The sequence below is a fragment of the Pseudoflavonifractor sp. MSJ-30 genome (assembly GCF_018918045.1).
Lineage (GTDB): Bacteria > Bacillota > Clostridia > Oscillospirales > Oscillospiraceae > Faecousia.
The window spans coordinates 16,486-41,243 of record NZ_JAHLPU010000040.1 but is presented as its reverse complement, the minus strand read 5'-3'; the positions used below and the strand labels follow the sequence as shown (position 1 = coordinate 41,243).

Below are 24,758 nucleotides of genomic sequence, written 5' to 3'. Positions count from 1 at the left end.
GCTGGGTCCCTCCGGGGGCCCCTTTCTTGTCCCGCCAAGAAAGGGGGAAAGAATGCGGCTTAAGGGAGGCGCTGACCGGCTGCTAGCTCCCGCCGCAGAGCCGCCCTCCCTTAAGAATCCTTCCCGGCGCGCTCTTACAGAGAAATAGCAGGCTTTCGGCTAGGGCAATTGTCCGGATCGAAACGTTTTAATTTAGCAATCTGTTTTCGATATTCTATCAAACGGTTTTCTCGATGTGAAAACCGGCAAAAAGCTGAAACCTCTTGTCATTCCGCGCCAGTGCGCACACTGGCATGGAATACCCGGATGATGGGATGCCGAAATAGACAGTAGCCAAATTATTGATTCTTTCAAAGAACCGGACCGGGAAAAATTTAGGGACTGTACTCCGTACTCGCCGGAAGGCGGCGCTGAAAGCTAATATGGTTTTGAGGCCGGGAGGATTCTCAAGGGGGGCGGCTTCGCCGACAGCGCCCCCTTGAGGCTGCTTCTTATCGATTTTCTTGCAGAAGCAAGAAAACCGCCGCCGGAGGCACCCAGCCTACGGGTGGATAGGGGTAAACCCAAAAGTTAAATTTTCAAATCCGCAAATTGCAAGAGCAAGTTGAGCAATTCAGTGTAAGAAGGCCGCCGGAACTGCGTACCAGTTCCGGCGGCTAAATGCTTATTTGCTTACAACCAGCTGCGTGACGCCTGTGTCGTCCAGGTAGACGGCGTAATAGATCTCGTCATGCTGCGAACGGCAGAATTCCACCTTCCAGATCTTGGCCTCCGGGTCGTAGAAGACGCTTTGAATGTTGGTCTTGTCCACGGGGATCTCCGCCGCCGCCAGCCGGGGGGCGGAATCGATGGTTACGGACGTCTGGGCGGTGGTGTTCCTGAAGCCGCCGGTCTTTTGAACCAGCCCGTCAGATTTGATCTGCTCCAGGTCCTGGGCGTAGGAGAACTGCGAAGGACTGTCCAGGTCGATGGCCCGGAGAACGGCGGCGGCCTCATCAGCGGTGGTGGGCAGAACGTCAAGGGTCTTCCAAAGGATCCGGTCCGCTTCCTCGTAGGCAAGGCCGGGGATCAGGGAATATTCCAGATGCTGAATACCGCCGGTTTCATCGTAGAAAACGCGGACCTCGTTGTACTCCACATTGTCAAGCGTCTTTATAAAGTTTACATAATTATCCGTGGCCTGCACATCCACCGCATTCTGGGAGACATATTCAAAGAAAATGCACCAGAGGTCACATTCAAACTGGTCAACAAAGGTCAGTCGTTCCCAGGAATCCGGCTTGTCCGTGACCTTGTCGGTGGGCCAGCTGACACCGTAGCCGATGCCGTCCCGCCGCATCTGGCCCCCGCCGGAGTCGCTGAAATCCTCCGCGTCCAGCCACTGGATCACCCGGCACTCCACCCAGTCGTTTCCGCTCTTCCAGTATTCCTCCCGGGATGCCGAAAATTCCAGGTTGGAGACCATCCGGGAATCATAGGAGGTTTCTATAATATGGTAGGCTTCCGCGTTTTTCAGCGCCTGAAACGCCTTGTTGTAGGCATCCAGATAGGGAGCCATGGCAGGATCCGGGATGCGGAACTTGGCAAAGCAGCCCAGCTGAGCGGGATCCCCATCCTTGGAGGCCTTGGAGACCATCATGCCGATGCGGTAATTGCCCGGCTCCAGAGTACCGTATTTTTCCAGATAGTTCACCGTCCAGCTGTTGTTGGAGCCGCAGATGATCTGCTGCTCCGGTACGGTCCAGGGCTGGGCGTCCAGCGTGGGAATCTCCTCGTAGGTGGTTCCGTTCCACTTTTCAATCCAGTATTCCGTGCCGATGTCCAGGGTGCCGGTGGCGTCCAGGCTCCACTCCCCGCAGGTGATCGTTACGTTCCCGTTTTCGGGAGGCGCGGCGGAGAGGGTAAACATGGCTTCGTCCAGGACCCAGCCCTTGGACACCGCGCCGACGGAGATATCCTCGTTGTAAAAGCGCAGATCCTTTTCCAGCTCCTTGGACCAGTTCAGATTGCGGGTGATGATATAGGCGGCCCCGCAGCCCACCAGCAGCAGAAGCAGGGCGATCAGCGCCGCGATCAGAAGGGGCCTGCGCAGTCTGGCCCGGGCGGCAGGGGCCGGGGCGTTTTGGGCGGAGGACAGGGTTCCGAATTCCGCCTCGTCAATATACCTGCGGCTGATGTAAGACAGGCCGCGGAACAATTCCTTTCCGTTCATACACGGATTCCCTCCTTTTCCAGAAACACGCGCAGCTTTTCCTTGGTCCGGTGCAGCTGCATTTTTACCTTGCTTTCCGTCATGCCGTACCGCAGGGCGATTTCCGCAATGGCATCCGCGTACCAGTACCGCCGCAGAAAAATCATCCGGCTGTCCCTGGGTAAGTCTTCCAAAAATGCGTCCAGAAGCTGCCCGATCTCCTTGCCCCGCATGGCCCGCTCATGGCTGGCGTCGGGAATGCACAGCTCCATCTCCTCGGTCAGGGACACCACGTTCGCCTTTCGCTTCGCCGCAAGATTCCAGTCCAGCCGGTTCAGGGATATGTGGCGGCAGATGGAGGCCAGAAAGGCGAAGAAATATTTTGGCCGGTAGGGTGGGATGACCTTCCAGGTTTCAAGATAGGTATCGCTGACGCTTTCCTCCGCGTCCTCCCGGCTCAGCAGGATCCGGTTCGCCAGCGTATGCAGCCTCCGGCCATAGGCCAGGTCCGTTTCATGGATGGCCTGCTCATCCCGTGCCAGAAACAGGGCAATGATCTGTGTGTCGTCCAATGCGTGACACTCCTTTCTCCGGGAATCTCTGAGGTTCCTCACCCATGTAATAAGAATTGGAAGGGGAAAAGTCACGGGTTTTGGAAAAAGAAATTAACTTCTTATGTCATTTTATTATAGAATTCGTCTGCTTTTCAAGAAAGCAACGCCAGAAAATCGAAATTAAAGAAAAATTAAGAAGCCGTATCTTGAAAGTTTTGCGGCGATTCTATACAATACACAGACCAATGAGTCTTGCAGCTGGTGTGCCGCTGTGGGCGTTTCGAAAGGGAGACTGCTGTGCTGAAAAAGAAGGGTATGCGGGAAAGCTGGGATATCTGGCTGTTCCTGCTGGGAATGGTGCCGTTGACCTGGATGCTGCTGGCAAAATGCAGGTATGGCTTTGCCAATATGGACGAATCCTTTTATTTGACGATTCCCTACAGGCTTTGTCAGGGGGACGTCCTTCTCCTGAATGAATGGCATTTGTCGCAGTTGGCCGGGTGGATTCTCCGGCTTCCGATGGCTGTTTTCTTACGGATCAACGGAAGCACAGAGGGCATCTGTTTGTGGTTCCGGTATTTGTATGTGGCTGCCCATTTGGGCGTCAGCCTGCTGCTGTATTTTTGCCTGCGGAAAAAATCGGGCGTTGGGGCAGCGGCGGCAGTGCTTATTTATTATGTCTACGCCCCTTTCGGTATTGGGGCGCTGTCCTATAATTCCATGGGGATTGACTGCCTTGCGGTTGCCGCTGTTCTTCTCGTCACCGCTTCCAAGCGGTGGAGTGACGGCATCAGCGGCTTTTTCTTCGCCATGGCGGTTTTGTGCTGCCCTTATCTGGTGATTCTGTATATTCTCTATGGGACATTTGTCTGGTGCCGCCGGAAGAACAAGAATACCGCCGCCTTCCTGACGCCAAAACGGTTTCTGTTTTTCTCTGCCGGAGTCCTGCTGCCCGCGGTCTGCTTCACGGTGGAAGTGCTGCTTCGTATCCGACCGGAACAGTACGGCATGATCCTGCGGGGACTGTTCAGCGACCCCAGGCACAGCGGCTCGCTGGGGGAAAAGGCGGCGGAGCTGTGGACGATTGTAACGGAACGCCCCTATGTGTTTGCATTCGCGGGAGCGACTATTGCGGGGGTATGCATCAAAAAACCGAAGGTCAGATGTATGCTGGATGGCCTGGTGCTGGTGCTTACGGTATACAGTGTGTATGCCAGTCGGGAGTACATCAATTTTCTGATGTTCCCTCTGAACCTGACGGGGCTGTATTTTTACACGGTTTACCGCAGACAGTCCATGAAGGATGTCTTTTGGGGTGTGTGGTTTCCCGGAGCGGTTTATGGACTGTGCATTCACCTTTCCTCCAATCAGGTGTTTTACGCCGTCAGTTCCGCAATGACCGTTTCCATGGCAGCCAGCGTTATGATTACGGTGGAAACGCTTCGGGAACTGCGTTTCGAAGCCCGGACGGTCCTTGCGAACTATGTGCTGCCGGGGCTTCTGGCGGCGGCTCTGGTGCTGCTGGGAGCCATCGAGATGGACTTGCGCTGGAATTTCATTTTCTGGGACAAGGACATTTCCCAACAGACGCGGCTTCTGGTGGAGGGACCGCAGAAGGGGCTGATGGTTACCCCGGAGCGTCAGGAGGAATACGGCGCCCGGGCAGATACCATGGCGCATGTAGAGGACGAAACGTCCCTGTTGGTGCTTGCGCCGGATACCTACCTGTATCTCTTTGAAAACCGAACGAACAGCAGCTATTCCGCCTGGCTGGGCAGGCAGGAGGAGGCGACTTTGCCCCGGCTGCGGCTTTACTATGCGCTGAACCCGGAAAAATGGCCGGATCAGGTGATTGCGACAGAAAAGTGGCCGGAGACCGCCGCCTATTTTGAGGAATGCGGCTACACGGAGACCTACCGGACTGCCGATGGAACGCGGGTCCTGGAAAAGCCCTGACAGAATGTCCGATTTTTGCATGACTTCCGAAGAAAGACAGACGGTTTTCAAACATCCGCTTTTGAAAATGACCGGCAGCAAAAAACGTTTGTGATAATATGCGAAAAGGGCCGAAGCCGCGTATCCGCGCCGCTTCGGCCCCTCACTTTACAATACTATTATAGCAGATTTCATGCCTTTTTTCAAGACTTGTAAAGGAATTGTGATGCGTTTATACTGATAGCAGCGACGAAGGAGGAATGTTTTATGGAAGTTTACGACAAGATTGCGGACCTGGCGCTGCTGTGGCGGCGGGCGGGGGAGATTTTCCCGCGTTTTGCGGATGCGGCGTGCAATTGGGAGGAAGCCTTTTATCAGTTCCTTCCAAGGCTGATGCGGGCGGACGACCGGCAGACCCATCTGCTGTTCGCGGAATTTCTGAATCTTCTGGGTGACGGACACACGGATTATCAATTCCCAAGGGCCTTTTTGTGGGAATACGGTTTTGCGCCCTTTTCCCTGGGGTCCTGCGCGGACGCGTATTTTCTCAACGGCGTATCGCCGGAATATGGGGCATTTCTGGGCGCGGCGGTGGAGACACTGGACGGCCGGCCCTTTCCGGAAATCCTGAACGAGGCGGCGAAATACAGCTACCATGTCGGGTCCTTCCTGCCGGAATACAGGCTGAACGCCCTGCTCCCGCTGCTGCTGAGGGGACAGACCCACGAAATGATAACCTCCAAAGGCAGCTTTCCCTTCCGACTCCTGCCGGAAAGACCGGAGCTGCTTTTGGCCCGGAAGCGCCGGGCATTTGAGATTCGGCAGCTGGAAAACGGAATTCTTTATGTAAATCTGCCGGACTTTCTCCATGCCGACATGGCGGCGAAAGTCCACGCGGCATTGGACGAGACAACACCTGACGGGCTGATTCTGGATATTCGGGATAACATCGGCGGTATGACGCTGTTTGGGGCGCAGGTGGCGGAGCTTCTGATTCCCGGTGCTTTCTCCGGCTGCCGGAAGCAAACCCGGATCATGGAGGGCGTGGACCTGGCGGGAGCCAGCCAGATCCTTCTGGAATCCCCTGAGGAGCAGGCCCGGGAAATTGCCGCGGGGCTTTACACACGGGCACAGATGGAAGATGCCCGCAAAAAAATGGCGGGGAGCTATACCAGGTCCTACTTGGATCATTTCGGCAAAGAAGGACAGCAGGCACTCTTCTCCGGCCCCTGCGCGGTGCTGACCTCCCGAAGAACCGTCTCCGCGGCGGAGGATTTTCTGGCAATGCTGCGCTGCAATCACCGGGCAGCGGTGATCGGTGCCCCGACCTGCGGCACCACGGGGACGCCCATGCTCCTGAAGCTCCGCTGCGGCGGCAGCGCCCGTATCTGCTCCGTTGGCTACCGCCTGCTGGACGGCACGGCGTTCTTGGGGCTGGGCATCCGGCCGGATATTTCCATAGAGCCCACGCCGGAGGATATCCTGACAGGAAAGGACCCGGTGCTGGACGCAGCGGTTTCGCAATTGGCGGGGAAACGCTGAAATACAGTCAGGGGCCGCGGCTGCGACCCCTGGTTTGTTTATCCCTGTATCTGCACGCTTTCGGCGATTTTCAGCAGCGCTTCAACGGAAAGATCATCGCTGATCAGCTGGAAGCAGACGCCTTTGGCGGGGGTGCCCTGGACCCAGACGACTTTGGCGTGGCCATCCAGTTGGCTGGCCGCGCCGGTGCAGCCATTGATGGTCATAAAGTCCGCACTGTAAAAGCGTGCGTCACCGATCTGCATCTGCACCACTTCTTCCAGAGAAGCGGAATCGGACACATAGCTTTCATAGGTGAAATACAGGGCTTCATTGGTCTGCCGGTTATAGTACCACCGGCGGATGTAGGCGTACCAGCCGCCGCCGTCCTCCAGGGGGCAGCCCGTGAAGCTGTCCTCATCCATACCGGCGGGCAGGGCGGTGATATTATAGTCGCCCAGTTCTGCCAGAGCCTGTTCATTTTTTGCCGTCTCGCTGGACGTCAGCTCCGGTCCGGCGGCTACGCTTTTGGCGATGGCTGCCAGGTCCACATCCTGCGTGGCGCTCAGGGAATACCCGTAGCCCTTGGCGGCATCGGTCCAGAGAAGGGCGTGGTCCATCAGATACCCCGTATTCCCGTTGATATCCACCTTCTGGGGTGTGCCCATTCCGCTGAAATCCAGACCGTATTCGCTGATGCGGAAATAGAGGGTGAAGCTGATGGTGTCCCCGGCGGCGTTGTCGTAGCGGATGAACTGTTGGCCGTAGGCCCGGTCACTGACGTAGGCAAGGGAATAGCCCTCCGGCAGGGCCTGGGGGTAGATGGATTCCCAGCCGGAATAGGCAGTCTGGTCCTGCTGCATTTCAATGGACCAGTCCGGGCCTATGGAATTGTTCTGAATTTCCAGAGGCGCGCCGGGGGCCACGCTCTCGGCCATGGCCAGAATGTCCACATTGGGGTCCTCTACGGACAGCATGGCGTAAAAGCCCTCCCGGGCGTCCATCCAGAACAGCAGCCGAAGTCCGGCGCCGGTGGTCATCATTCTGGCTGCCTGACCGTTTACGGTCTCCTCCGTCCAGGTGCAGCTGTCGTGGGGCGGCTCGCCGAGGTCGGCGCTGGGATCACCGCGGAAGGAGGCGACATAGGTGATACTGTGGTTGCCGTTGGTGTAATCGATGGTGATGGCATCTACCGCGCTCACACGGTTTATGCTGTACCCCTCCGGCACCTGCTGGGGATACCAGATATCCCAGGACGCGCCGTCCTTACAGAGGAAGGAAAGGGGCAGTCTGTCCCCAAAGCCAACGCTTTCGGCCATGGCCTGCAGATCGGCGGACGTATCGTCCGTGAACAGTCCGGCGTAGTACCCTTCCGTCTCATTGTGCCAGCTGATGGCCGCACCGCCCTGCTCGGAAATCTGCAACGTGGCCTCCCAGCCGGACACCGTTACAGTGGAGGTCTCGCAGGGCGGTGCGAGGACACCCTCAATGGCGTGGCTGGTGGAAATGCTGAAGGAGATCAGTGTACCGGCATCACTCCAATAGCGCAGGTTCTGTGTGGTCCGGTCAATGGGCGCACCGCCGGAGAGAACATAGCCCGGGCAGGGCGTCTGGGGATAGCAGTCGGTCAGCACATTTTTGCTTTCCGCGTCGTCCGTCCGGGAAACAGTGGCGGTGATATCCTCGTGCCGGGTATAGGTCATGTGAATGCGGGCGTACACCGCCGCGGCGCAGCCCACCAGCAGCAGGGCCGCGGCAACGATGGCGGCGACCAGCAGGAACCGTGGCCTGGCCCGTTTTGCGGGCATCTCCGTGGCCTCCAGGCGAGCGCCTTCCAGGCCGCCGATGGCAAGAAACAGAACTTCCGATTTTTTCATAGCGCGTATCCCTCCTGTGTCAGATGTGCTTTCAGCTTTTTTCGTGTCCGGCTGAGGCTCTGGTTGACGGCATCCCGGCTCAGACCGTAGCGTCCGGCAATAGCTCCGGCGTCCTCGGTGAAAAAATAGCGGCGCAGAAAGATGTTCTGCTCTCGCCGGGACAGGGTGTCCAGGAACGCGGCAATGGTCCGGGTCAGCTCCTTGACGTCCAGATTTTCGCTGACGCTATCCCCGGAGCCAACGCATTCCTCCAGCTCCTCCAGCACCAGCGGCAGCTCCCCACCGCCCCGCTTCCGGGCGGTCAGACCGCGCCAGCGGGAAAGAGCCAGATTCCGGGTGATTTTCGCCAGGTACATTCGCAGCACGCCTGGCCGCTTGGGTGGAATGGTCTGCCAGGCTTTCAGGTAGGTATCGCTGACGGTCTCCTCCGCATCCTCGGGGCTTGCCAAAATGTTGTTTGCCAGCGAGAAACAATAGGGACCGTATTTGCGCTCCGTCTGGGCCAGCGCCCGCTCATCCCGGGCAAAATACAATTCGATGATCTCATCATCGCTCATAGGTGGATTCCTCCAATCTGTGTGTTTCCTTGGGCCTCTGCCCTATAAGACGCAATCGGAGTACAGGCACTGACACGGAAGGAAAGAGAAATTATTTCTTGCCGCAGCGCCGCAGCTGCAACCAGGCGCTGCCTGTCAGAGACAGGACCGCGGCTTCCGCCGCGATCAGCCCCGGCCAACTGTAGCTGCCTTGAATCAGCAGGGCCCCATTGGTCACAAGCAGTGTGGCGGCAGTCACGCTGACGGCGCAGATGGCGAGAATGCCCCAGGCCGCCTCCGGACGCTTCCAGGCGGCAAGGGCAAAGACAGCCGCAAAAAGCGCGGAGAAGAGCACAAGGCCAATATAAAGCCCGCTTCCCCAGGGGGTGGAGGGGGTGTAGTCCATGCCGGTGCCGTTCCAAAGCAAAGTGCTGCTGCCGGGGGCGTAGGGATTCAGATACCAGACGTCCTTTTCCGCGGCGCTGTCGATCCACTTCCCGTCCGGGTGTGCCTTCTGTCCGTCTACAAAGCCATCCGGGTAGACGTAGCCCTCCGAGGTTTCCCACTTCCCGTACAGAACATAGGTTTTCTGGATTCGGTCCAGGGTTTCCTGGGCGGTTTCGTCCGGCCAGGAACGGGAGTGGATATAGCGTTCCAGCGCCTCCGGCGACATTTCCGAGGGATTCGGATCAGACTTGCGGCGCAGCATAGTGTGTCGGGTGGTGCTGCTGAGAAGGAAGATATTTTCTCCCGAATCGGTGCGGCTGTTCCCATTTGTACAGTCCGCAAAATCAATGGCAAGGCCGCCGTCCTCCCGCTGCTCCAATCCTTCAACAGCCTGGCCGGCCGTCAGATAGATGGTGGTATTCATAAAGATATAGACCGTCACGATCAAGGCGATGGCCGTCATTGCAGCCGCCAAGGCTGTCAGCGTCCGCCGCTTCTGAATGGCGTTTCCAACCCGCCGGAGGCTGCCCGTCTCCACCTCCAGGGGCAGCTTCGGCGTATTTTTCAGGTCCTCCAATTCCTTGGTGCAGCTTTCGCAGCCTTGCAGATGGTCCTCCACAAGCGCCTTGCTCTCGGGGCTGACCATATCCTCGGCGTAAAGGGGCAGCAGATCCCGGATCACATTGCAGTTCATATTTCGTCCTCCATTTCAGCTTGGATTTTCTGGCAGGCCCGGTGATAGGTGACACAGGCCCAGTTGGCGGTTCTTCCGAACAGACTGCCGATGTCTCCAAAGGACAGCTGCCCGAAAACGCGAAGGGAGAATACTTCTTTATAGGGTTCCTTCAGGGTATGCAGTACCCTGTGAATGGCCATGGCCTGTTCCCGGTCGGCAACCCGTTCCTCCATGGCTTTTGCGGGGTCCGGGATCTGCATGGTGTCAATGTCTGCCATGCCCGGGATCCGCCGCAGATGGGACAGGTAGAGGTTGCGGGCCATGGCGCAGAGCCAGACCCGGATATCGCAGTCCCCTCGGAAGCCGGGCAGGGCTTTCAGCGCCTTGAAGAACACCTGCTCCGTCAGCTCCTCCGCCAGACTTTCGTCATGGCAGATGGCCCGTAAGTACAGCTCAACGTCCCGGAAATAGGCTTCATATACCTGTGTAAACTCGTCCAATTGTCCACCTCCTTTTCCCTTCACCCATTAGACGCGGGAAAACGGATAATCTTACAAAAATTCTAACATTTTGCGGCGTATCCGGCAAGTGGAAAAAGCGTTGATTGACAGAGCGGGGTGCGGTTGGACAATCCTGAAAGGAGCGAACCGGTTTTCGTGCCGGTTCGCTCCTTTCAGGATCCGTATGACAATGGCTGGCCGGTCAGAGATTATCCTCCAGCATGCGGTAGCCAACGCCGAGTTCATTGACGATGTAGCGCTTTTCGCCGGGCGTCACGCCCATTTTCTTCCGTATGTTTTTCATGTTGACCTGCAGCTTCTTGACGCTGCCATAATCCGAATAGCCCCAGACCGCGCGGATGATTGCGGCATAGGTCAGAACCTTTCCGGCGTGGATAGAGAGATAGGCCATGATGTTGTATTCGGTCTGTGTCAGATCGATTTCATCCTTGCCGACAAAGACCTGTCTTTTATCATAGTCGATCAACAAATCTTGAAGCTGGTATTTTCCGCTGGGTGTACTCTCATTTTCTGCACCCTGCCGATGACTGCGGAGAACGGCGCGGATACGGGCCAGCAATTCCTCTGTGCCGAAGGGCTTTGTAATGTAGTCGTTTGCGCCCAGATCCAGAGCCTCTACCTTGTCCCGTTCGTTGGAGCGGGCGGACAGAACAATGATGGGGGTCGTGTCCGATTCCCGGACCTGCCGGATCAGATCCAGCCCGTCCCGGTCCGGCAGACCAAGGTCCAGAATGATTAAATCTGGATGGTGTGAAGCATACAGCATTATCCCAAGCGTACAGGTTTCAGCACAAATTACCTGATAGTCGCTGGTTTCCAGATTCGCTTTGATAAAACTGCGGATGTTGGCTTCATCCTCTACAATCAGAATCTTATATTTGTTATTGCTCATCGTCACACTCTCTTTCCAGAGAAAAGCGGAATACAGCGCCGCCCCCCGGCCTGTTTTCCGCGGAAATCTCGCCGCCGTGGGCTTTGATAATAGCGGCACATACCGATAATCCGATCCCCATATTGCTGCGTGTCCCATCCACCGGCGCGGCGGACTTTTCATAGCTTCCGGCAAAAATCCTGTCCAGCGCTTCCGCCGGAATGCCGCAGCCGTTGTCGGCAACCTCAAATATGGCTTTCCCATCTATCAGGAAGACGGACAGGCGCAGCTCCGTCATGCCCTTTGCGTGAAATACGGCGTTTTCCAGAAGATTCAGCAGCACCTGTTCTATCAGAATGGAGTCCATGGGAATATCCACAAAATCATCCGGAATATCGGTGATAACCCTTTGATGCGGATACTTTTTGGAAAACTTCATAAGCACGGAGTCAATCAGCTCGTCCAGAACAGTCGGCGTTTTAACGACCTCGACCTTCGCATCGTCGATTCTTGTAACAGACAGCAGATTCTCAACCATGCGGATCAGCCATTCGCTGTCCTCCTGAATTTCCCCCAGCAGCTTCAGCTGCTGGGTCTTGGAAAGCGCGTCATATTTGGAAATAAGCGTGGAGGTGGACCCGTATATGGAGGTAAGGGGCGTGCGCAGGTCGTGGGAGATCGCCCGCAGCAGATTGCCCCGCATGCGCTCTTTTTCGCTTTCCGAGCGCAGCTTCTCCTGCTCCCGCACCCGCAGCATTTCCTGCTCCCGGATCCGAATGTTCAGCGTGCTGGTGGAAATGGCGATTATCAGCATAATGACGGCGGAAAAAATGCTTTCCTCCACAAAAAAATCAAAGGCGTAATATGGGTAGGTAAACGCGAAATTCACCGCGAACACGCTGACAATGGCGGAAACAATGCCGCAGCAATATCCGTGGGTCTTCAGCGAAATCAGGAATACGCCGAAAACGAAAATCATGGGAACCAGCGTCTGTGTGGTAAAAATCTTCTGAATCAAAAGATTGACGGCAAAGGAACCACAGAAGACAAGGACCGAAAACAGAATATCTTTTTGCTGTTGGCGACTTTTCATAGCGATCTCTCCCGATATATTTCCCCCATTATACGCCATGGGAAGAGGCACTTCAAGAATTTCTCCCGGATGACAGGAAACTGCGCCGGTTTCTTTACCAAATCTACACCGCGGATATGGTATGATAAAAAGCATAAAACCCCGGGCCCTGTGAATGACAGACGGGAGAAGGAGGAGGATTTCGTGGAATACGACAGTAGCGGCGATACGGACAATTGCCCCGATATAGTCTGTTTGTATATGGCATATCTGCGCCCTTTGCTGCGGTATAGGGCATAGGTATGCCGTTTTTTGCGGCATGAACAGAAAATAAAGGAGCTTTGTATGAATTATTTTGGAAGTATTTTCGCAATGGTGGCCTGCGTTGCCATGTCCGCCTATTTCAGCGCGACAGAAACGGCATTCTCTTCTTTGAACAAAACCAGACTGAAGGTTCTGGCCGATGACGGAAACAAGCGGGCGGCGCTGGCGCTCCGGCTTGCCGAGGACTATGACAGGCTGATTTCCACCATTCTGATCGGAAACAACATTGTAAACATCTCTGTCGCGTCCATTGGAACCCTTTTGTTTGTCGAACTCTACGGGGATGCCGGGGCCACGATCTCCACGGTGGTTGTGACGGTGGTCGTCCTGATTTTTGGGGAGATCACACCCAAGAGCATCGCAAAGGACATGCCCGAGCGGTTCGCCATGTTCAGCGCGCCCTTTATCCATCTGTGGATATGGGTACTGACGCCGCTGAATTTCCTCTTTTCCCAGTGGAAGCGGCTCGTCTCCCATTTCGTTAAGACAGATAACAACGCGAAAATGTCCCATGAGGAATTGCTTCTGTTCATGGAGGACGTGGAACAGGACGGCAGCATTGACGAAAACGAGGGTGAGCTTCTGCGAAACGCGCTGGAGTTTCGGGAACTGACGGCGGAGGAAATTCTGACGCACCGGATTGAGCTGGAAGCCGTGGACGTCAATGAGAGCCATGCGGAAATCGCGCAAGCCTTTACGCAGTCCCGTTTTTCCCGCCTGCTGGTCTATCGGGATACCATTGACCAGATAGTCGGTGTTCTCCATCAGAAGGATTTTTACATCAACGGCAGCATGACAGACCAGCCTATTGCGGAGATTATGACGGAGCCTCTGTTTGTCTATCAGCACACAAAAATCCGGGATATTCTGAAAATGCTCCAGCATAAGAAGTCCCATATCGCCGTGGTTGTGGACGATTTCGGGGGAACGCTGGGCATTGTCACCATGGAGGATATTCTGGAGGAGCTGGTGGGCGAAATCTGGGACGAACACGATGAAGTGGAAGAGGACTTCAAAAAGCTGGGAGAAGACACATACCGGGTGGATTGCTCGGTGAGCCTGGAGGATTTTATGGACTTCTTTGACGTCAAGCTGGAGTCCGACAGTGTTTCTGTGGGCGGCTGGGTCATGGAGCAGCTGAACAGGGTCCCTGTCAAGGGGGAATCCTTCACCGCACAGCATCTGGAGATCACGGTTTCCGAGCTGAGCGCCTACAGAGTATCCGCAATCACGGTAAAGCAATGTGCCGCGGCACAGGAATGCCCGCAGTAGCGGCAGGGAGGAACTATGGCAAAAAATTCACAGGATACTGCCGAAGACCGGCGCGGCAATGCCGACTGCCGGAATAGCGGAATGCCCGACAAAAGCATTGTCCGGTACATCGTCCGGGTGGCGCTGCTGCTGATTCTCTTCGTGTGGGCGCTTCTCAATCTGGAGACTGTGGCCCAGGGCTGCGGTAGGGTGCTTGCGCTGTTTTCCCCGTTCCTGCTTGGCGGCGGCATTGCGTTCCTCATCAATGTGGTACTCCAGCCGCTGGAGCGCCGCTGGCACAGGGTATTCGGGAAAGCGCCCCGGAAGCTTGCCAGACCCGTATGCCTCACGCTCAGCACCGCGCTGGTGCTTGGCTTCCTGTTTGCCGTCGTTTTTATGATGATTCCGAGCCTGCGGGAATCCGGCGAGGAGTTTATCCGCAATGTTCCGGGGTACACCGAGAAAATCGGGCACTGGTGGTCCGATACCGTTCGTTTCGCACAGCGGTATAATATTGTCCTGCCGGAATACACCATCGATACCGACCTGCTGATCGAAAAAATCACGGCCTTTATCAACAATGAGGGCAGCGGGATCATTACGGTGACGTGGGGAGCGGCGACGTCGATTCTTTCGGGACTGGTGGATGTGCTGCTGGCCTTCGTGTTTGCCCTGTATCTGCTTGCCCAAAAGGAAGTTGTGGCTGCCCATATGAAAAGGCTGGCCGTAACGGTGCTGCCGCAGAGAAAAGCGCAGCGACTCCTGAGCATCGCTGCGCTTACGAACCAGACCTTCACAAACTTTGTCAGTGGACAGCTTACCGAGGCTGTCATTATCGGGGTTCTCTGCCTTTTGGGAATGCTGATTCTGGGAATTCCCTATGCCGGCGCGGTTTCCGCGTTCGTTGCCGTTACCGCGCTGGTCCCAATCTTTGGCGCGTGGCTTGGCGGCGGACTGGGAACGCTTCTGATCCTGCTTGCGAACCCCGTCAAAGCGGTGTGGTTTGTTATCTTCCTGCTGATTTTACAGCAGGTGGAGGGCAATCTGATCTATCCAAAGGTTGTGGGGAAGTCCGTTGGCCTCCCCGGCTTGCTTGTACTGATGGCCGTCACGGTCGGCGGCGAGGCGTTCGGGATACTGGGAATGCTTTTCGGCGTCCCGGTCTGCGCGGTGCTGTATAGCCTTTACATGGAGTTCATGAAGAAGGCGGACGCACGGAGCTGAGACAGGTCAGGACGCGCTGACGCCGATCTCGTCCAGCCAGGTGTGGAACTGGGGCAGAACATCTTCCCATTCGGCGGCGTAGGCCGGGTCACCCCGGTGATCCTCCAGATTCATGACTTCCGTCAAATCGTGGGCCAGCGCCCTGGACAGGACGATGGAGCCGGAGACGTTCAGGTGGCTGCGGTCATAGTAATAATCCTCCAGGTTCAGCCCCAGACGCTGGACCTGGTCATAGGTGCAGTAATTCAGCCAGGGAACCTCCCGGGCTTCAAAATAGGCGTGCATTTTGTCTGCTTTGGCGGCATAGATGGCCGCGTCCTGGATTTTTGGCGGGGTAACGGCCACAACCTCAATGCCCTTGCTCCTGCAAAGCTCTATGATTTTGTCATAATACCCGACGCTGAATTCGGAAAAGGTATCCACCGCCTCCGTGTAATCCCAGAGGTCCGGCGTGATGGCCAGGGGTTCCTTCTGATAGCGCTCGTTATTGAGCATGGCCCCCTTTTTGAAAGCGGGGTAAGCGGCGTTCACCTGATGGTCCGGCTGGAAGTTTTCTTCCGTCAGCTCGCTCCACAGGCTGTGATACCGGAGCATGGGGAACTTCCAGGAAAGATAGGACTGGGTATCGTCCACGGCGCAGATTTCCCGGATCATCTGCTCCTTCAGGGCCTTGTCCGGCATACTCTCCACGACCTTCCGGTAGATGCTTTCCTGATTTCTGGGCAGCACATCGTCAAACAGGGAAACGAAGTCGCAGATGACCACACTGGGCGTCTGATATTCCAGGGCGTAGAGCAGCTGGTAGTAGGCCGTCATGGCACAGCGGAAGGTGATCGCAAAGTTATAGCCGGTGATGCCCGCCTCCTCATAGGTCACGATAGGGTCATACATGGCATACAGCTCACTGGTGCCAATGCACAGGACGTCGATAGAATCGGGGCTTGCCTGAGAATAGAGGATGTTTCTGGTATACAGGTCCTCATTGCCGGACCATCTGTAGTGCAGAATACCTTGCAGCCCGGCAAAGCACAGGGCGAAGAGCAGAATAAAAACGAGAATTCGGATGCAAAACTTTTTCATAAACGCGGCTTCCCCCTAGAATTCCTGATAGATGAAGGAAGAACTGCTGAACTCCGGCCCATAGATGCCAAAGATCACAATGGCGAAGACGGCCAGCAGATAGATGACAAATCGGGTTACTACGTCCTGACGGCAGAGGGTTTCCCGGAGCTTCACCTTCCGCTCGTGGAGGATATCCACGGCGATCAGCAGCAGAATGCCCAGATACATCAGCTGGATGTTTTTGCAGTCCAGACCGTAATTGCTCAGCGTACCGTCAAACAGGACGTATATCTGCCGCCAGCTGAAATTCCGGAAAGTCCGCCGCATAAGGGAAAAGGCCTGGGGCAGATCCTTTGCCCGGATGAAGAAGCGGCCGAAGGTCAGGATGAGGAAGGTGCGCAGGGACTGGAAGAGCTTCCAGCTCGCCGCGTTCTCGTTGATATGCAGCCCCGCCCGCACCTTTTTATACCAGGGCCCCAGCAGTACGGCGGTGGAAACAAAGAACGCCTGGTAGCAGCCGTATACCACATAGTTCCAGCCGGTTCCGTGCCAGATGCCCACCAGCACAAAGACGACCACGGAGGCCAGCGTGGCGGAAAACACTTTTTTCAGATAGCTGTTGTGGATTCTTTTGGAGAATTTCATAACAGAGCGGTTCAGCACAATGGGATAGTACAGATACTTCTCCATAAACTCGCCCAGAGACATATGCCAGCGCTGCCAGAATTCCGTAATGCTTCTGGAAACCAGAGGAGCACGAAAATTTTCCGTCAGCGAAATGTCCAGCATTTCGGACAAGCCCATAATCACATCGATGCCGCCGGAAAAATCCGCATAGATCTGGAAGCTGTATAGCACCATGGCCCAGAAAAGGAGGAACCCACCGGCGGCTTCATCCTTCAGAATGGCCATGACCAGAATGCCGATCCGGTCCGCGATAACTACCTTTTTGATATAGCCCCACAGGGAACGCTGAAGCCCCATGGTGATTTTCTCCGCGGAGGGTTGATGCCGGAGTTTGAACTGGGGGGCTGTTTTCTTATAAAGGTTGATGGGGCCCTGGACGATGGACGGGAAATAGGTGATAAAGACGAAGTAGTTCAGGAAATTGTGCTCAGCCGGGTGCTTTTTGTGGTAAATGTCATTGGCGTAGGCAATCATAGTCAGGGTAAAATAGGACAGGCCAATGGGCGAGAGCAATTCGCTGACAGCAATGCCCCGTCCCGCGAGAAAGCCCTGCAACAGAACAAAGGTGTCCTTAAAGAACTTGAAATAGCACAGGATCGCAAGGGACACAATTACATCCAGCCAAAAGAGCCTGCGCGCCCTGCTTTTCTGATTCGCAAGAACCGCCTTTTCAATGCATAGCCCCGCAAAAAAGGAAATGGCAACGCAGAGCGTGATAATCGCTAGGGATTTCTTGCCGGAGGTCGCAGCGATAAAGACCAGATTCGCCGCCAGCAGGACAATCCGCTGCCCGTATTTTACGGCTCCGGCCCCATAGTAGAGCGCCGCCACCGCCAGGGCAAAGACCACATAGGTTAACGACTTCAGTTCCATTTAACGCCCGGCCAGCTTGCTTTCTACCAGGGCGCAGATGGCGTCCAGATCGTTCAGGTTCTCGGGCTCAATGTCGTCGGCATCGATGTCGACGTCAAATTCATCCATCAGGGAGGTGACGATCTGGATCACGTCGAAGGACTCCAGAATGTTGTCGTCGATCAGGCTGGTCTCCCGCGTAAAGTCCACGTCGGGCCGGACGGATGTCAGAACTTCCAGAATATGTTCTCTCATAGCTTTATTTCTCCTTTATGTACAGCTGCTTCAGCAGAGTTCTGTCAATTTTTCCGTTGAGATTGATGGGCATTTCCTTCAGGGCGACAAACCGGTTGGGGAGCATATAGCCGGGCAGCTTTTCCTTCAGCGCCTCGGTCAGTTCTCTGGTGTCCCTGTCCCCCTCGAAGAGAGCCACGATTTTCTGGGTGCTGTGTTCGTACAGGCAGCAGCCTCTGCGGACGCCGGGCACGGCGCTGAGGGCCGTCTCAATCTCGCCCAGCTCGATGCGGTGGCCCATGTGCTTGATCTGGGAGTCCTTCCGGGCCATAAAGACAATTTCGCCGTAGGCGTTGTATTTTCCCAGATCGCCGGTGCGGTAGATCCGTTCGTAGTAATTCTTCTGCAGGGGGTTGCGGACAAAGGCCTCGGCGGTTTTTTCCGGGTTGTTGAAATAGCCGTGGGCCAGAGAGCAGCCCCGGACGCAGATTTCGCCAATGGTGTCCTTTTCGGTAACAAGGGTATCGCCGTCCAGCAGCAGAACCTCCGTATTGTTGCAGGCAAAGCCGATGGGAATCGGCTCGGAATCCTCAAATTCCCGCTCGATTTTATAATAGGTGCAGTCGCCGGTGGCCTCCGTAGGGCCGTACAGGTTGGCGTATCTGACCTCCGGCAGGGCGGCGCGCCACATATTGAACTGCTTCGTGGGCATGACCTCTCCCAGAAACATGACCTTTTTCAGGTATTCCGGCTTCTCCTTGTCCAGAGCCCGGAAATTGACAATCATGCACAGAGCGGAGGGCACCCAGTCGATGCAGGTGATCCGCTTCTCATTCAGGTAGTGAACCAGCTTTTTTGGCAGGGAGAAGTATTTCTTCGGAACAATGTGCATGGTCGCGCCGCAGCGCAGCGTGGCGTAGATATCCTTGACGGAGGCATCGAAGTAGAAGGGGGTCTGGTTGGCGAAAACCTCGTTCTCGTCAAATTCAAAGGTCTCGCACCACCATTCCGTGAAGTTGATTACGGACCGGTGGCTTACCAGAACGCCCTTTGGCACGCCGGTGGAGCCGGAGGTGAAAATGGCATACACGGGATCCGTGTCGATGGACCGGCGCTGCCGGGCCTGAATCTCGTCCGGCCGGACGACGAAGCGCGCCTTGAAGTCCTCAATATAGAATACGGTGCAATCCTTTTTCACGGCCTCAGGGATTTCGTCCCCTCTGCGGGCCAGCAGGGTTTTGGCTCCCAGCGTGTCGATAATCAGCTTTACCCGCTCATAGGGCATCTGGATGTCAATGGGCACATAAAAGCCGCCGGTGTAGGCGACGCCCAGAAAAGCCTCGATGACCTCTACGCTCTTGTTCATATAGACCAGCACAGGCGTGCCGATCCGCACATGGTCCAGCAGACCCCCGGCAATGGCCAGGGCGCTTTCCTTCAACCCGGAAAAGGTGATTTCCCGGTTTTCATCGCAATAGGCCATCTTACTGCCGTATTTTCGTTCGGTGATCTCCAGGTAATCCACGATGTTTTTGATCATACTTCTGTTTCCTCCTTGTACGCGGCGGAAGAAAATGTCCGTTGCTCCTCCGAAAGCGGAGAAACGGTAGCTTTTTCCAATTTTCCACGGTCGATTGTACCACAGCTTTCCCCAAATGGCAAGGCCCTTATGGAATTCTCGACAGGGTATTGCGAGACAATTCCAAATCGCTCGCTCTCAGCTCCTGCCGGTTTCATCAGAGGTTCCTCAGGGCAGAGTCAAACCGTTTCGGGAGAAAGCTGCCCTGCGCGCTGGGGCTGATCTGACAATGACTGCCGGAAGCATGCTTTCGGCCGGGGGAAAAGGTGAGCGGCCGGGGCCTTTGACAATCGGAAAAGCGCCAGAGAACGTTTTTCGTTCCCTGGCGTTTTTGTGTTCAACGCTGCGTCCTGACAGCGTTTTCCTGCCGGAAGGTTTCCATTTTTTCCTGAATCACCGTGTCCGGGGTGTCTGTGAGAACATAGCGCGTCACGAAGCCCTCCCACGCGTCGTCGAAGCCCACGTATTCGATCTCCGTCAGGTTCCCCTGCCCGTCAAAGCGGTAGGTGTAGCGGATAAGGGGATTGTCGCCGGCGGTCTGGGAGTAGCTGTGGAGGAAGGTGATCTCCCGATCGGAGATGATGCTCTGGCCCTCGGGGAAATAGATGCTTTCGTAGGGCTGATGGTAGTAGCTGTAGTCGTACCAGAGACCATACTGGATATCTGCGGTGGCTTCAATATAGGTATGGCTGTAGCTGCCCGCGTTGTTGTAGTAGGATTCGGCCAGCTCACCGTTATACTGCCAGAATTCCTCGGTGAGAACCGTGTCCTCCGGTGTGAAGATGCTGCCGGACTCGAGCTTCCGCACGTGGTAATTGCCGTTTTTCAGCTTTTCCAGAGCGGCGTCAATCCGGGCCATGGCCGCTTCGCCGCCTTCACCGTGGATGCCGCCGGTGGGACTGATGGCAAACTCGGCGTACTGGATGATGCTCTCTTCACCGTTGTAAAACCGGGTGCCGATCCGGTAGACACCGGATTCCAGACTGCCGTAGGTGTCCGACCAGTCCAGCTGGAGGCACTGGCTCTGCCCGCTGAGCGGGCTTAGCGTAACGCCGAAGGGGAAGGTTACATCCTCTCCAAGGAGCCGCTGCCAGTTGCTTCCCATGCGTTTTTCCATCCAGTAGTTGGAATCTGCGGTGTAGTTCCCGACGCCGATGCCCAGCCAGTTAAACCAGAGCTTGCCGCCGGTTGGCTCCAACAGATCGTCCTCTACCAGAAAGCCAATATTCCAGGGGGACTTTTCCCGGGCGGTAAAGGGATCCTCATAGTCCAGAGAATCGATCTCGTGAATGTAGCTGCTGCAGCTCATCTGCCCCAGGAGCAGCACCTCCAGCCGGTCGTGGGAAAGAACCGTGCCCGCGGCGTCCGTGACCAGCCGGTCCACGGAGGCCAGATTTCCGGAGGCGTCGAAGCGGTAGCTGTCGCTGCCGTAGTAAGCGGTCCCGTCGCTGTCCGCCCAGACGGTGCGGAAGGAAACCTCCCGGTCGCTGATGACGCTTTGCCCCTCGGGGAACAGAATCCTGCGGTCCTCCTCAAGCTGGAAAGGGTCGATCCACTGCCGGCAAATGCGGTTCAGATCCCAGACATCCGCCTCGGTAATCAGACTGGAAGCGGGGAATTCTCCGGCAAAATAGTCTGTGCGCGCCTTTTGCCCGTCGAGGGTGATCCGGGAGACGGGGGAGAGCTCGTCGTTCAGAAGGTTCTTTTCACTGCGGAGCAGGGAGTAGGTGGGGCGCAGCTTCAGAGCCTTCAGGGCATCCTTGCAGCGCAGCAGCGCCGCCTCCTGAGCGCTGGGGAGCGCTTCCCGGTAGATGTGGAAGGGCGCGTAGAAGGTGCCGGACTGGCTGTCGCCCGCCAGAGTCATGACAATCCTGTAGTCCCCGGCGCTGAGACTGCCGTACTCCAGCGACCAGTTCATTTCCAGGGATTCGTAGTCTTTTTCCTTGGCTTGGAAGCTTGCGAAGCCCATGTTCAGAGCAACGAAATCCGTATTGTCGGAAATGGCAGGAAGCGCTTCCCACTGTTGACCGTTCCAGCGCTCCAGGGCGGAATCCGCAATGCGAAGAGAATCCGAAACCCGGCAGAACCGCTCCTCGATTTCCAGCAGCAGCGTGCCGCCTGTGGTTGTAACATGGGAGACGGCGGGCGTAATGCCCCAGTCCGGGTTTGCCGGGGATTCCGGCAGCACCGCGGGGGTGAAGCTTTCCGGCGTCTCCCGGCTGCTCTGAATGAGGTCGGCTTCCGGGTCCTCCCGCTTGTCCACCGGGTTTGTGCCCAGGCAGACGGCCACAAAGGCAATGGCGAGAATGCCCAGAAGGCTGGCCCAGAAGGCGGGCTTTTTGTAGCTGAGCACGGATTTGATCCGGTATTTCACGCTGACCTCGCCAAAGGCCACGGGGCAGGCGGCATAGTGGACTTTGCGGGTGCTGCAGTCCAGAAGCGCGGCGGAATAGGCCTTTCGCTCCGGCAGATCCATGAACTGCACCACCCGCTCATCGCAGGCCATTTCGATATCCTTGCACAGCAGTGCATAGCTGACCCAGACCAGAGGGTTGAACCAGTGCAGCACCAGGGCCAGAAAGCCGATGAGCTTGATCCAGTGGTCCCCCTTGTCCAGATGGGTCCGCTCATGGGACAGAATCTGCTGCCGGGTGTTCTCGCTGACCCCGGCGGGGATGTAGATCTTCGGTTTCAGAAAGCCCAGCACAAAGGCGGTGTCCAGCCCCTCGCATTCCCAGCCGCCCCGGACCTTCCGGGCGTTTTTCACCTGACCGCGCAGATGGATGTAGGAGCACAGACTTACCAGCACCAGAACCGAGGCAATGGCCGCCCACAGGGGCAGAAGAAATTTTTGCGGCGCCTCGCTGTTGGGCAGGGAGATGGCGGGCGGCTGTAAGCTGAATTTGCTTTGCAGGGGGACGGGCAGCAGCAGCCGCAGTCCGGCCACCATCCAGAGTATGCAGATGTATTTTTTAGGGGTCCCGCGCAGCACCAGCCGGAGAATAAGCACAGCCAGAATCACGATGCTGCCGCTGACACTGGCGGTAAACAGGCTGGAAAGAAAGACGTCCATGGCTTATTCCTCCTCGTAGCTGTTTATCAGATCCCGCAACTGGTCCCGGTCCTGCTTTGTCAGCTGCTTGCTGTGGGAAAAGGCGGCGATAAAAGCGGGAACGGACCCTTCAAAGGTCTCGTCCACCATCCGGCGCAGCCGGGACCGCTGAACCTCCTGCTTGGAAACGAGGCTGGTGACCGTAGCGTTTTCGTTTTTCAGTACACCCCGCTCTGCCAAGCGGCGCAGTACCGTATAGGTGGTGGCTTTGGACCAGCCCAGTTTTTCCCTGCACAGGTGCGCCAGATGGGTGGAGTTGATGGGCTCATACTCCCAGAGCAGCAGACAGAATCGGTACTCGCTCTCGAAGATTTTCGGGGTCTCCATAATCACACGCTCCTTTTTATTGAAAGAGGGCTGCGTCCTGCCCGTTGCAGGTGATGTTCTGGCCGCCGTAGATGCGGAAGACAGGGGCGGCAATGCCGTTTTCTTTGTTCCATTCGTTACCCAAATCCCGGAAGGTGTTGCCGTCCACCCGGACGTTGACGCAGTTTGTGAACTCCGCGCCGCCCACGCTGCAATCGTGGATCAGACTGTTGATAATCTGCATATCCATACAGCTGTCGCCAATGACGCCCAGAGTGCCGCAGCCGTAGAGGTCGCAGTCCTCGGCCAGCACGTTCTGGCAGTTCTGGAAGTGCAGCACGCCGCCCATGCAGGAGCCGGGCTCCTGGGTGTGGCCCAGAGTGATGTGGGTAACGTAGATATTGGAGCAGTTCTCAAAGGTCAGCACGTCCGCGTACCGGGGCACGCAGGAGAGCACCTTGTCCGTGGCATTTTCGCCGGAGCCCCGGACGGTCAGATTGGAGAGATTCTGAATGACCAGCTCCGGACCGTCGAAGGGGTCATCCCAGCGGTAGTAGTCCCCGCCGGATTTGCCGTAATTGGAGGCGGCGCTGAAATCGATCAGGTCCGCGTCCACAATGATCTCCGTATCGGGGGCCAGCGCAGCCAGAAATTCGTCGGCGGTGGATACATGGACGGTTGTTTGGGTTCCTGCGATGACCGGCTGGGCCGCACCGGGCTGGGCGGATGTGTGGGGGTCGTTCTCTTCAACGGGAACAGCGTCTACGGTGGTCGCTGGTTCGGTCTCCGGTTCCGGCCCGGTTTCGGGGGCGGCGGTCTGTGTGGGAAGGGTGGGCGGCGCCGCGGTGGTTTCCGGTGCGGCTTGTCCGCCGCCGCAGCCGCAGAGCAGGGCGGTCAGCATGGCAAAAGTCAGCAGGGAACAGGTCAGTCGTTTCATGGAAAATCATCCTTTCTTGTCTGCAATAAGATTTAATGCATTAGACCTTTCTGAAAGGAGTTTAACATATTAGACCTCCCCTGTCAAGAGGTTTGGAAAATCTTAAGAAATGGAACCGGATTGACAAATATAGGACGTTTGGTATATAATACCCACTAACTCAGTAAGCAATAGAGACAGAAACAGGCGGAGCGAGAGATCGCAGTTTCCCGGCTGGAGCGGCTGGAAAAGCCGGGAATTTCCGCACTGTCCTCGCAGGACCCGCAGATTCCGACGCGGGTTTTCGGAGGCGCGGAAAACGTGAATCCGGACACGGTCATTGCCTGTAAGAAAAAAATGTCACCCACCATTTTTGGATACCCCGGACAACGGGGACGCGGAATAGGAGGCTATTTATGAAATTGCTTTTCAAGCAGCGCTTGTTTTCCTGGCTGGACAGCTATGATATTTATGACGAGGCCGGAAACACGGTGTACACCGTAAAGGGGCAGCTCTCCTGGGGCCACTGCCTGAAAATATTCGATGCCCGGAATCGGGAGGTCGGCACGGTGAAGGAGAAGATATTCACCTGGCGGCCCCAGTTTGAGATGTACCTGGGAGATCGGTATGTAGGCTGCATCCGCAAGGAATTTACCCTTTTCCGGCCCCAATTTACTGTGGATTGCAGCGGCTGGCAGGTCCAGGGCGAGATATTTGAGTGGGATTATACGGTCCTGGATGCCGCGCTTCGGCAGGTCGCCACGGTGTCCAAGGAAGTTCTGCACTGGACAGATACCTATGTGCTGGATATAGCGGACAGCGCCGACGCCCTGGGCGTGCTGATGCTGGTTCTGGCCATTGACGCGGAGAAGTGCTCCAGAGGGAACGGATAAAGAAACATCGGCCACCCTGAAAAAGGGCGCGCAGACCCGGCCTTTGGAAAGGGGACAAAGGGAAGCACAATAGCGGAGATTCCGGCATTGAATAAGTGAAAATCAGCCCGCCGCTTC

At 56.3% G+C, this 24,758-nt stretch carries 20 protein-coding genes; 5 read left to right on the top strand and 15 right to left on the bottom strand.

Translation table 11 applies throughout. The annotated features are described in order from the left end of the window. Window positions 1-664 precede the first annotated feature (664 nt). Entirely contained in the window at window positions 665-2,212 is a 1,548-nt protein-coding gene (locus KQI10_RS06090; RefSeq protein ID WP_216566520.1) for an immunoglobulin-like domain-containing protein, read from the bottom strand. Then, on the bottom strand, window positions 2,209-2,763 hold the full coding sequence (locus KQI10_RS06085) for an RNA polymerase sigma factor (RefSeq protein ID WP_216566519.1): 555 nt from the start codon (window positions 2,761-2,763) through the stop codon (window positions 2,209-2,211). The genes KQI10_RS06090 and KQI10_RS06085 overlap by 4 nt, the downstream gene beginning before the upstream one ends. A 279-nt stretch (window positions 2,764-3,042) precedes the next feature. Between KQI10_RS06085 and KQI10_RS06080 the strand changes: the two genes are divergently transcribed. Next, on the top strand, window positions 3,043-4,701 hold the full coding sequence (locus KQI10_RS06080) for a hypothetical protein (protein ID WP_216566518.1): 1,659 nt from the start codon (window positions 3,043-3,045) through the stop codon (window positions 4,699-4,701). Window positions 4,702-4,947: 246 nt separating this feature from the next. Continuing rightward, complete coding sequence (locus tag KQI10_RS06075; RefSeq protein WP_216566517.1) at window positions 4,948-6,222, top strand: S41 family peptidase; 1,275 nt, start codon at window positions 4,948-4,950, stop codon at window positions 6,220-6,222. A gap of 38 nt (window positions 6,223-6,260) precedes the next feature. On the opposite strand, the gene KQI10_RS06070 is transcribed toward KQI10_RS06075, so the two are convergent. The 6 genes from KQI10_RS06070 to KQI10_RS06045 all read right to left on the bottom strand — a co-directional run bounded on the left by KQI10_RS06070 (window position 6,261) and on the right by KQI10_RS06045 (window position 12,222). Beyond that, window positions 6,261-8,078 carry a hypothetical protein gene (locus KQI10_RS06070; protein WP_216566516.1) on the bottom strand — a complete coding sequence of 606 codons (1,818 nt, stop codon included), beginning with the start codon at window positions 8,076-8,078 and terminating at the stop codon, window positions 6,261-6,263. Continuing rightward, entirely contained in the window at window positions 8,075-8,635 is a 561-nt protein-coding gene (locus KQI10_RS06065; protein ID WP_216566515.1) for an RNA polymerase sigma factor, read from the bottom strand. Before KQI10_RS06065 ends, KQI10_RS06070 begins: the two co-directional genes overlap by 4 nt. Before the next feature lie 91 nt (window positions 8,636-8,726). Next, window positions 8,727-9,755: a zf-HC2 domain-containing protein gene (locus KQI10_RS06060; protein ID WP_216566514.1), complete on the bottom strand. Its 1,029-nt coding sequence runs from the start codon at window positions 9,753-9,755 to the stop codon at window positions 8,727-8,729. After that, window positions 9,752-10,237, bottom strand: coding sequence for an RNA polymerase sigma factor (locus KQI10_RS06055; RefSeq protein ID WP_216566513.1), 486 nt, complete (start codon window positions 10,235-10,237; stop codon window positions 9,752-9,754). Before KQI10_RS06055 ends, KQI10_RS06060 begins: the two co-directional genes overlap by 4 nt. A 202-nt stretch (window positions 10,238-10,439) precedes the next feature. Continuing rightward, on the bottom strand, window positions 10,440-11,150 hold the full coding sequence (locus KQI10_RS06050; RefSeq protein ID WP_216566512.1) for a response regulator transcription factor: 711 nt from the start codon (window positions 11,148-11,150) through the stop codon (window positions 10,440-10,442). Next, window positions 11,140-12,222, bottom strand: coding sequence for an ATP-binding protein (locus KQI10_RS06045; RefSeq protein ID WP_216566511.1), 1,083 nt, complete (start codon window positions 12,220-12,222; stop codon window positions 11,140-11,142). The genes KQI10_RS06050 and KQI10_RS06045 overlap by 11 nt, the downstream gene beginning before the upstream one ends. 324 nt (window positions 12,223-12,546) lie before the next feature. Here KQI10_RS06045 and KQI10_RS06040 point away from each other — a divergent pair, with 324 nt between their 5' ends. Continuing rightward, window positions 12,547-13,797, top strand: a complete 1,251-nt coding sequence (locus tag KQI10_RS06040; protein WP_216566510.1) for an HlyC/CorC family transporter — start codon at window positions 12,547-12,549, stop codon at window positions 13,795-13,797. Window positions 13,798-13,812: 15 nt separating this feature from the next. After that, complete coding sequence (locus tag KQI10_RS06035) at window positions 13,813-15,000, top strand: AI-2E family transporter (protein ID WP_216566509.1); 1,188 nt, start codon at window positions 13,813-13,815, stop codon at window positions 14,998-15,000. 6 nt (window positions 15,001-15,006) lie between these two features. Here the strand turns inward: KQI10_RS06035 and KQI10_RS06030 are convergent, their stop codons facing one another. From KQI10_RS06030 to KQI10_RS06000, 7 genes are all read right to left on the bottom strand, one after another. After that, the gene (locus tag KQI10_RS06030) at window positions 15,007-16,080 is read right to left on the bottom strand and encodes a hypothetical protein (RefSeq protein WP_216566508.1); all 1,074 of its coding nucleotides are present in this window, start codon (window positions 16,078-16,080) and stop codon (window positions 15,007-15,009) included. A 15-nt stretch (window positions 16,081-16,095) separates the two neighbouring features. Then, entirely contained in the window at window positions 16,096-17,622 is a 1,527-nt protein-coding gene (locus KQI10_RS06025; protein ID WP_216566507.1) for an MBOAT family protein, read from the bottom strand. After that, a complete protein-coding gene (locus KQI10_RS06020) occupies window positions 17,623-17,856 on the bottom strand; it encodes an acyl carrier protein (RefSeq protein WP_216566506.1) in 234 nt (77 codons plus the stop codon). 4 nt (window positions 17,857-17,860) lie between these two features. Continuing rightward, window positions 17,861-19,375: an amino acid adenylation domain-containing protein gene (locus KQI10_RS06015; RefSeq protein WP_216566505.1), complete on the bottom strand. Its 1,515-nt coding sequence runs from the start codon at window positions 19,373-19,375 to the stop codon at window positions 17,861-17,863. Window positions 19,376-19,751: 376 nt separating this feature from the next. Beyond that, a complete protein-coding gene (locus KQI10_RS06010) occupies window positions 19,752-22,487 on the bottom strand; it encodes a M56 family metallopeptidase (protein ID WP_216566504.1) in 2,736 nt (911 codons plus the stop codon). A gap of 3 nt (window positions 22,488-22,490) precedes the next feature. Then, on the bottom strand, window positions 22,491-22,853 hold the full coding sequence (locus tag KQI10_RS06005) for a BlaI/MecI/CopY family transcriptional regulator (protein WP_216566503.1): 363 nt from the start codon (window positions 22,851-22,853) through the stop codon (window positions 22,491-22,493). A gap of 16 nt (window positions 22,854-22,869) precedes the next feature. Further along, complete coding sequence (locus KQI10_RS06000) at window positions 22,870-23,769, bottom strand: right-handed parallel beta-helix repeat-containing protein (RefSeq protein WP_216566502.1); 900 nt, start codon at window positions 23,767-23,769, stop codon at window positions 22,870-22,872. 395 nt (window positions 23,770-24,164) lie between these two features. Here KQI10_RS06000 and KQI10_RS05995 point away from each other — a divergent pair, with 395 nt between their 5' ends. After that, window positions 24,165-24,641, top strand: coding sequence for an LURP-one-related/scramblase family protein (locus KQI10_RS05995; protein ID WP_216566501.1), 477 nt, complete (start codon window positions 24,165-24,167; stop codon window positions 24,639-24,641). The last annotated feature ends 117 nt before the right edge of the window (window positions 24,642-24,758 follow it).

Bases quoted from the DNA above. Each gene is read 5' to 3' on its own strand.
- KQI10_RS06090 (WP_216566520.1), bottom strand. From the start codon at position 2,212: ATGAACGGAAAGGAATTGTTCCGCGGCCTGTCTTACATCAGCCGCAGG.
- KQI10_RS06075 (WP_216566517.1), top strand. From the start codon at position 4,948: ATGGAAGTTTACGACAAGATTGCGGACCTGGCGCTGCTGTGGCGGCGG.
- KQI10_RS06070 (WP_216566516.1), bottom strand. From the start codon at position 8,078: ATGAAAAAATCGGAAGTTCTGTTTCTTGCCATCGGCGGCCTGGAAGGC.
- KQI10_RS06065 (WP_216566515.1), bottom strand. From the start codon at position 8,635: ATGAGCGATGATGAGATCATCGAATTGTATTTTGCCCGGGATGAGCGG.
- KQI10_RS06060 (WP_216566514.1), bottom strand. From the start codon at position 9,755: ATGAACTGCAATGTGATCCGGGATCTGCTGCCCCTTTACGCCGAGGAT.
- KQI10_RS06050 (WP_216566512.1), bottom strand. From the start codon at position 11,150: ATGAGCAATAACAAATATAAGATTCTGATTGTAGAGGATGAAGCCAAC.
- KQI10_RS06045 (WP_216566511.1), bottom strand. From the start codon at position 12,222: ATGAAAAGTCGCCAACAGCAAAAAGATATTCTGTTTTCGGTCCTTGTC.
- KQI10_RS06040 (WP_216566510.1), top strand. From the start codon at position 12,547: ATGAATTATTTTGGAAGTATTTTCGCAATGGTGGCCTGCGTTGCCATG.
- KQI10_RS06035 (WP_216566509.1), top strand. From the start codon at position 13,813: ATGGCAAAAAATTCACAGGATACTGCCGAAGACCGGCGCGGCAATGCC.
- KQI10_RS06030 (WP_216566508.1), bottom strand. From the start codon at position 16,080: ATGAAAAAGTTTTGCATCCGAATTCTCGTTTTTATTCTGCTCTTCGCC.
- KQI10_RS06025 (WP_216566507.1), bottom strand. From the start codon at position 17,622: ATGGAACTGAAGTCGTTAACCTATGTGGTCTTTGCCCTGGCGGTGGCG.
- KQI10_RS06020 (WP_216566506.1), bottom strand. From the start codon at position 17,856: ATGAGAGAACATATTCTGGAAGTTCTGACATCCGTCCGGCCCGACGTG.
- KQI10_RS06015 (WP_216566505.1), bottom strand. From the start codon at position 19,375: ATGATCAAAAACATCGTGGATTACCTGGAGATCACCGAACGAAAATAC.
- KQI10_RS06010 (WP_216566504.1), bottom strand. From the start codon at position 22,487: ATGGACGTCTTTCTTTCCAGCCTGTTTACCGCCAGTGTCAGCGGCAGC.
- KQI10_RS06005 (WP_216566503.1), bottom strand. From the start codon at position 22,853: ATGGAGACCCCGAAAATCTTCGAGAGCGAGTACCGATTCTGTCTGCTG.
- KQI10_RS06000 (WP_216566502.1), bottom strand. From the start codon at position 23,769: ATGAAACGACTGACCTGTTCCCTGCTGACTTTTGCCATGCTGACCGCC.
- KQI10_RS05995 (WP_216566501.1), top strand. From the start codon at position 24,165: ATGAAATTGCTTTTCAAGCAGCGCTTGTTTTCCTGGCTGGACAGCTAT.